Here is a 6,775-nt window from a genome sequence, read left to right as displayed (position 1 = left end):
AACAGTTCGCTTAGGCATGGAAGTTTTGCGGCATTCTGGCTACACAATAACAAGGGAAGACTTACTCGTGGCTGCAACCCTGCTTACTCAAAATCTATTCACACATGGTTACGCTTTGGGGAAATTATGAGGGGATCTCTCAGTGCATTGCCTCCAATTCCCATAATTTATTACGCCGATAATAACTTGGTGTAACCTTAAAAATGTACTTAAATCGACGTGTAAAAGATTGTTGGGAATCAAATTGATATTTTAATGCGATCTCAAGGATAGTTTTTTTCGTCAACCTCAACTCAACAGCCGCTTTCGTCAAACGACGAGCACGAATATAGCTAGCCAGTGTGACCCCTGTTACTTTTTTGAACAGCCGCTGAAAATACCACTTGGTATAACCCGCTTTATTCGCCACATCATCAAGCAGTAAAGACTGATCTAAATTATGTTCAATCCATAATAGAACATCTTTGATAACCGTTGTATGAAACTGCTTATCATCATATCTTAATTGGATGTTATTAGCTTTATTTTGATAGCGAGAATGCTGTTCAATATACATAAAATAACCTAAATGTTCTTAAGATTGTCACGACCACATCATCATGATACCATAAACATACTGACGGTATGTTATTTTAAATCTATCATGGAAAATAAAAATCATCAACAAGAAAATTTTAAGAGTACCTATCAATCACTGGTTAACTCAGCACGAATATTGTTTGTTGAAAAAGGCTATCAAGCTGTTTCAATAGATGAGATCTCGGGAAAAGCGTTGGTGACCAAAGGTGCCTTTTATCATCACTTTAAAAATAAAAAACAATTACTCAGTGCCTGTTATAAGCAGCAATTAATTATGATTGATGCCTACATCACAACAAAAACTGATTTAACAAATGGTTGGTCTGCCTTAGAAAGTATATTTGAACATTATCTTGATTATATTATTGATAATAATAAAAACCTTATCCCTATCCAAGAAGTGATGCCTATCATTGGTTGGAATGAACTTGAAAAAATTAGCCTTGAATACATTACTGGTAAGGTAAACGCCATTGTCAGCAAATTGATCCAAGAGAACCAACTTAAAGCTTATGATGATGATGTGCTTAAAAACTTACTCAATGGCTGGTTTATGCATATCGCAATACATGCGAAAAACCTAAAAGAGCTTGCCGATAAAAAAGGCCAATTTATTGCTATTTACCGCGGCTTTTTATTGAGCTTGAAAGATAAATAAAATAGATAGGTTTTATTTGAAGCTAAATCTTCTTTATCGTAAAAAATGCCCTCTTGGGTTATCAAGAGGGTCATTATATTTCGCGGAATAACATCATTTGGTGACGAAATAACTAAGCACTTGTCTCCTGTTTACTCCCCTGAGCTTGAGGGGTTAACATGAAGGTCATCGATAGCAGGATAATAATACAGTAAAACGCTAAACCAATAATCCAAATCCAGCCATCCCAAATTGGTAGTGAATGATTATAAATAACAGCAAACAGTAATGGGCCAATAACACCGGTTGCATTGGTAAGGCTCACCAATAATCCCTGTAAAGCACCTTGCTGATGACTCTTTGTTTGGATAGACATCACTCCCTGTAATGCAGGTAAAGCGATCCCACCACCAGCCAATAAAATTAAAACAGGGAAAACTAACCAACCTTCAGATATAAACGCTAAAAAGGCAAATGCACTACTATCTGCAATAAATCCGAGCAGTACTGCCGTTTTTTCGCCCCATTTAGTGGCTATTCTTCCTGCCACAAAGGCTTGGAATACTGAGTGTAAAAGACCAAGACCCGCTAATGAAAAGCCAACCATCATGCTATTCCATCCAAAACGATTTTCGGTAAATAGCACCCACACCGTTGCGGGAATTTGGCCTATCAATTGCGCTGAAAAATAAATAATCAACAAAATGGGCATCGTTTTAAATAAAGTGATGTATACCGAATTCGATTGCGTCTCAACCCCTACTTCGGTATCTGTATTATCACGTGTATTTTTGGTTTCACGGAACCAAAACATAACCACAAGGAAAGCGACAATATTTAGCAACGCAGCGATAAAAAAGGGACTATGCGGTGAAATCTCTCCTGCAAAACCACCAATAATAGGCCCCGCTATTAAACCAAGCCCAAAACTTGCCCCTAACCAACCGAACCACTTCACGCGTTGAGAAGCTGAGGTGGTATCGGCAATGACCGATGCCGCGACAGCCCCAGTAGCTCCTGTGATCCCTGAAAGCAAACGGCCTAAATACAGCATCCAAAGCGCACTTGAAAAAGCCAGCAATAAGTAATCCAGCGATGCGCCTATTAATGACAACAACAGCACTGGGCGCCGACCAAATCGGTCAGACATTTTTCCAAGCCAAGGAGCAAAGATAACCTGCATTAACGCATAAAGTGCAAGCAATACGCCAAAGTGGTTAGCGATATCTTCCGAAGCAATAAATTCACGTAATAACGTTGGCAAGACTGGCATGATAAGGCCAATCCCCATGGCATCGAGTAACGTAATTACCAATGCGATCTTTGTCGAACTATTCATTTCACTTTTCTCTATCACTGATAGGGAGTGGTAGAATAACTCTATCAATGATAGAGTGTCAACAAAAATTAGGAATTAATGATGTCTAGATTAGATAAAAGTAAAGTGATTAACAGCGCATTAGAGCTGCTTAATGAGGTCGGAATCGAAGGTTTAACAACCCGTAAACTCGCCCAGAAGCTAGGTGTAGAGCAGCCTACATTGTATTGGCATGTAAAAAATAAGCGGGCTTTGCTCGACGCCTTAGCCATTGAGATGTTAGATAGGCACCATACTCACTTTTGCCCTTTAGAAGGGGAAAGCTGGCAAGATTTTTTACGTAATAACGCTAAAAGTTTTAGATGTGCTTTACTAAGTCATCGCGATGGAGCAAAAGTACATTTAGGTACACGGCCTACAGAAAAACAGTATGAAACTCTCGAAAATCAATTAGCCTTTTTATGCCAACAAGGTTTTTCACTAGAGAATGCATTATATGCACTCAGCGCTGTGGGGCATTTTACTTTAGGTTGCGTATTGGAAGATCAAGAGCATCAAGTCGCTAAAGAAGAAAGGGAAACACCTACTACTGATAGTATGCCGCCATTATTACGACAAGCTATCGAATTATTTGATCACCAAGGTGCAGAGCCAGCCTTCTTATTCGGCCTTGAATTGATCATATGCGGATTAGAAAAACAACTTAAATGTGAAAGTGGGTCTTAAAAGCAGCATAACCTTTTTCCGTGATGGTAACTTCACGGTAACCAAGATGTCGAGTTAACCACCCTTTAGATTCATAAAGCGAAAATAATGCGGCTCCAACGTACCCACCTAAATGGAAACGGCGTTCACTCCAATCTAAACACGCACAACAGATTTTACGTGAATGTTTGGAAGGAACGTCAATTCCCATTTCATGAAAATATTGAATACCACTTAATGTGATCATTGAACCATTTTCAGTGATCCATTGCTGTTGACAAAGGGAATCATAGATCTTAACGGCAACTTCGCCAGCTAAATGATCATAGCAAGTACGTGCTTTTCGTAAATGCACTGGCGTGGAAACTTTGGCATGTACGCCATGGTTTAAGGAGATCCCCATCATACTTTCCATCAATTCAGCAATATCTTTTCCTGCTAGCCGAAAATAACGATGCTTGCCTTGAGCTACTACTGTGATTAGCTGGCAATCTAATAATTTAGATAAATGACTGCTCGCCGTTGAAGCTGATATATTCGCCACAGAACTTAGCTCAGTGGCCGTCCAAGCTCGCCCATCCATCAAAGCACTGAGTATTTTAACTCGTGAAATGTCAGACATAGCCGCCCCTATCGCGGCTATTGAGGACTCAAAGGTAACCTCTTTTCGTATTAAATTAGCCATCGCAAGTTCACTTTATTGCCCAAGGGAGCGTAACAGATGCAGCCATACTATCATTGTCCGTTATTAATATCAGTTGGTTAGCATGGTCACTGTATTGCACTAAAATATTAATGTTATTCTCCGCCAATACTCGTGCTATTTCGCCAAGTTCCCCCGGTTTTTCCTGTTTTAACTTACGAATTAATGGTGTCCGGATCGCAAGTACTAACAGTCCAGCTTGCTCTAGCGCTATTTTAGCTTCCTTTCCTTGTTCAACAAGAAAATGAGCATGGCATTCATCACCAACCGTAAATATCCCTCCCCCTTCCAATCCAATACCTTTATTACCTAATGTTTTTCCTAGTAATGCTAATTGTCCTATTTGATTATCTAAAACAACGTGAACATCAAACATTATCCTTGTCCTTTTTAAATGAATATTCGCGAGTAATATGAGCAATACTAATTTTGTAAAAATCAAATATTGACTCTCGCCCTTCTTGTTGAGCTTTCGCATGTAAAACATGATTTTTCCATTGCAGAACTGCGTATTCGTTTTCCCACCAAGATAGCGATAACATTTTTCCTTCTGTAGCTAGACTTTGAAAACGTTCAATTGAAATAAAACCAGCTACATGACTTAATAGTGGTCTTAACTCCTCAGCTAAAGTCAAATAGCGAGTTTGTTGGTCGGGTTGTATTTGCACCTCAAATATTACAGCAATCATATTTTTCTCCGTTATTAATCAACAAACAGAGTAATCCACCCGAAAATTAACACTTCGATAAGCAACGAAATATAGAAAGGTCATGCTGCTGTTTTATGTTGTATATCACACTTCTTTAAATTGCTCGGCCTGCGCTTATCATGTTCTCCTTCTCTTATAATTTTGTTTATTATTTATACTTTTTTATTTTTTGCTATCACCGAAAATAGTGCGGATCCCGCATGGTATTTAGGTTTACCCATCATTAAATACCATTGTTGTTATTTTAATCTTTTTAATATTTCATGATTAAGATCACACTAAAATTATGACCCTATTAACTAAAAGTTATGGATACCCTAATAAAACTCATTGTTAAAGATTAGTTAACCAAAGTAACTTCATTTTTCACTATTGTTAAATTGTTATAGTGAAAATTCTGGTAAACTAATAGAGGTAAAAAAATGATCCTAGATGCCAGTTATACATTATTAGTCGCATGTATCGCGCTACTCATAGGAATGTTTGTCGTAAAATTTACCCCGTTCCTACAAAAAAACCACATACCAGAAGCCGTCGTTGGTGGCTTTATTGTTGCAATTGTTCTGTTAATTATTGATAAAACATCAGGTTATTCGTTTACTTTTGATGCTTCATTGCAAAGTTTATTAATGCTCACATTCTTTTCCTCTATCGGGCTAAGTTCTGACTTTTCTCGACTGATTAAAGGAGGAAAGCCGTTAGTTCTATTAACTATTGCAGTAACGATCCTAATCGCCATTCAAAATACTGTCGGCATGAGTATGGCTGTCATGATGAATGAAAGTCCATTTATTGGCTTAATTGCAGGTTCAATTACTCTAACAGGTGGTCATGGTAATGCCGGAGCATGGGGCCCTATTCTCGCTGATAAATATGGTGTAACAGGCGCCGTTGAATTAGCGATGGCTTGTGCAACACTTGGATTAGTGTTGGGTGGTTTAGTTGGCGGCCCTGTTGCCCGTCATCTTTTGAAAAAGGTCTCTATTCCTAAAACAACCGAGCAAGAGCGCGACACTATCGTTGAAGCTTTTGAGCAACCAAGCGTCAAAAGAAAAATCAATGCAAATAACGTTATTGAAACCATTTCAATGCTGATTATCTGTATTGTTGTTGGTGGCTATATCAGTGCATTGTTTAAAGATACTTTTCTGCAACTGCCTACTTTTGTCTGGTGTTTATTTGTCGGTATTATTATCCGTAATACACTGACTCATGTATTTAAACACGAAGTGTTTGAGCCGACCGTCGATGTATTAGGTAGCGTTGCTTTATCGCTTTTCTTGGCAATGGCGTTAATGTCATTAAAATTTGGTCAATTGGCAAGCATGGCAGGGCCAGTATTAATTATCATTGCTGTACAAACTGTTGTCATGGTGCTATTTGCCTGCTTTGTCACCTTCAAAATGATGGGCAAAGATTATGATGCTGTCGTGATCAGCGCGGGTCACTGTGGCTTTGGTATGGGAGCAACACCAACAGCAATTGCGAATATGCAAACAGTCACAAAAGCATTTGGACCATCACATAAAGCTTTCCTTGTCGTTCCTATGGTCGGTGCCTTTATTGTTGATATTTCAAACAGTATCTTAATTAAAATATTTATTGAAATTGGTACATACTTTACCTAATAGCTACACACTACTCGGCGTACTTCTCCTAACAATTTATTATAGGGCAGTATGCCGAGCCGCTTTCTTACCCCGTATATTCCCCTAGTCAATCTATTTAGCTTGCACGTTTACGAATTAATTCTCGTGACAACTAAACCAAAATTTGAATTATGACGAGTATATCTGATTATTTATACTTTATTCGTTAGAATAGTCCGTAGAAATAAATAATCAGTAGGCTACATGGAATGAAATTAAGACATCTCGATATCTTTTATGCTGTAATGACTTGTGGTTCCTTAACGCGTGCGGCTGAAGTTTTACATATTTCTCAACCCGCGGCGAGTAAAGCACTCAAACATGCTGAGCACTGAGAGATCCCCTCATAATTTCCCCAAAACGTAACCATGTGTGAATAGATTTTGAGTAAGCAGGGTTGCAGCCACGAGTGAGTCTTCCCTTGTTATTGTGTAGCCAGAATGCCGCAAAACTTTCATGCCTAAGCGAACTGTT

The 6,775-nt window shown here is 38.6% G+C and carries 9 protein-coding genes and 2 pseudogenes; 5 read left to right on the top strand and 6 right to left on the bottom strand.

Features of this window, described 5'->3' with window-relative positions; all coding sequences use genetic code 11:
- A pseudogene (locus BN3349_RS11640) lies at positions 1-130 on the top strand (IS4 family transposase); the annotation flags it as partial.
- 9 nt (positions 131-139) lie between these two features.
- Here BN3349_RS11640 and BN3349_RS11635 read toward each other — a convergent pair.
- Positions 140-556, bottom strand: a complete 417-nt coding sequence (locus BN3349_RS11635; protein WP_000275180.1) for a helix-turn-helix domain-containing protein — start codon at positions 554-556, stop codon at positions 140-142.
- 87 nt (positions 557-643) lie between these two features.
- On the opposite strand from BN3349_RS11635, the gene tetC reads away from it, so the two are divergent.
- Positions 644-1,237, top strand: coding sequence for a tetracyline resistance-associated transcriptional repressor TetC (gene tetC / locus BN3349_RS11630; RefSeq protein ID WP_000428546.1), 594 nt, complete (start codon positions 644-646; stop codon positions 1,235-1,237).
- A 112-nt stretch (positions 1,238-1,349) separates the two neighbouring features.
- Here tetC and tet(B) read toward each other — a convergent pair whose 3' ends face one another.
- Positions 1,350-2,555 (bottom strand): tetracycline efflux MFS transporter Tet(B), encoded by a 1,206-nt coding sequence (tet(B), locus tag BN3349_RS11625; protein WP_001089068.1) that lies wholly within the window; start codon positions 2,553-2,555, stop codon positions 1,350-1,352.
- An 81-nt stretch (positions 2,556-2,636) separates the two neighbouring features.
- On the opposite strand from tet(B), the gene tetR(B) reads away from it, so the two are divergent.
- Positions 2,637-3,260 (top strand): tetracycline resistance transcriptional repressor TetR(B), encoded by a 624-nt coding sequence (gene tetR(B), locus BN3349_RS11620; protein WP_000088605.1) that lies wholly within the window; start codon positions 2,637-2,639, stop codon positions 3,258-3,260.
- Here tetR(B) and BN3349_RS11615 read toward each other — a convergent pair.
- From BN3349_RS11615 to BN3349_RS11605, 3 genes are all read right to left on the bottom strand, one after another.
- Complete coding sequence (locus tag BN3349_RS11615; RefSeq protein WP_001280391.1) at positions 3,238-3,861, bottom strand: ArsR/SmtB family transcription factor; 624 nt, start codon at positions 3,859-3,861, stop codon at positions 3,238-3,240. The genes tetR(B) and BN3349_RS11615 overlap by 23 nt on opposite strands.
- A gap of 70 nt (positions 3,862-3,931) precedes the next feature.
- Positions 3,932-4,318: a hypothetical protein gene (locus BN3349_RS11610; RefSeq protein WP_000460651.1), complete on the bottom strand. Its 387-nt coding sequence runs from the start codon at positions 4,316-4,318 to the stop codon at positions 3,932-3,934.
- Positions 4,311-4,631, bottom strand: coding sequence for an antibiotic biosynthesis monooxygenase family protein (locus BN3349_RS11605; RefSeq protein ID WP_000562370.1), 321 nt, complete (start codon positions 4,629-4,631; stop codon positions 4,311-4,313). Before BN3349_RS11605 ends, BN3349_RS11610 begins: the two co-directional genes overlap by 8 nt.
- Before the next feature lie 443 nt (positions 4,632-5,074).
- On the opposite strand from BN3349_RS11605, the gene gltS reads away from it, so the two are divergent.
- On the top strand, positions 5,075-6,280 hold the full coding sequence (gene gltS, locus BN3349_RS11600; protein WP_000599533.1) for a sodium/glutamate symporter: 1,206 nt from the start codon (positions 5,075-5,077) through the stop codon (positions 6,278-6,280).
- A 230-nt stretch (positions 6,281-6,510) separates the two neighbouring features.
- Positions 6,511-6,636, top strand: a complete 126-nt coding sequence (locus BN3349_RS12335) for a LysR family transcriptional regulator (protein WP_001303004.1) — start codon at positions 6,511-6,513, stop codon at positions 6,634-6,636.
- Between the two features lie 9 nt (positions 6,637-6,645).
- Here the strand turns inward: BN3349_RS12335 and BN3349_RS11590 are convergent.
- A pseudogene (locus tag BN3349_RS11590) lies at positions 6,646-6,775 on the bottom strand (IS4 family transposase); the annotation flags it as partial.

Source organism: Necropsobacter massiliensis (assembly GCF_000827595.2).
Lineage (GTDB): Bacteria > Pseudomonadota > Gammaproteobacteria > Enterobacterales > Pasteurellaceae > Necropsobacter > Necropsobacter massiliensis.
The sequence above is the reverse complement of the archived record's forward strand: the minus strand, read 5'-3'. Positions and strand labels throughout refer to the sequence as shown.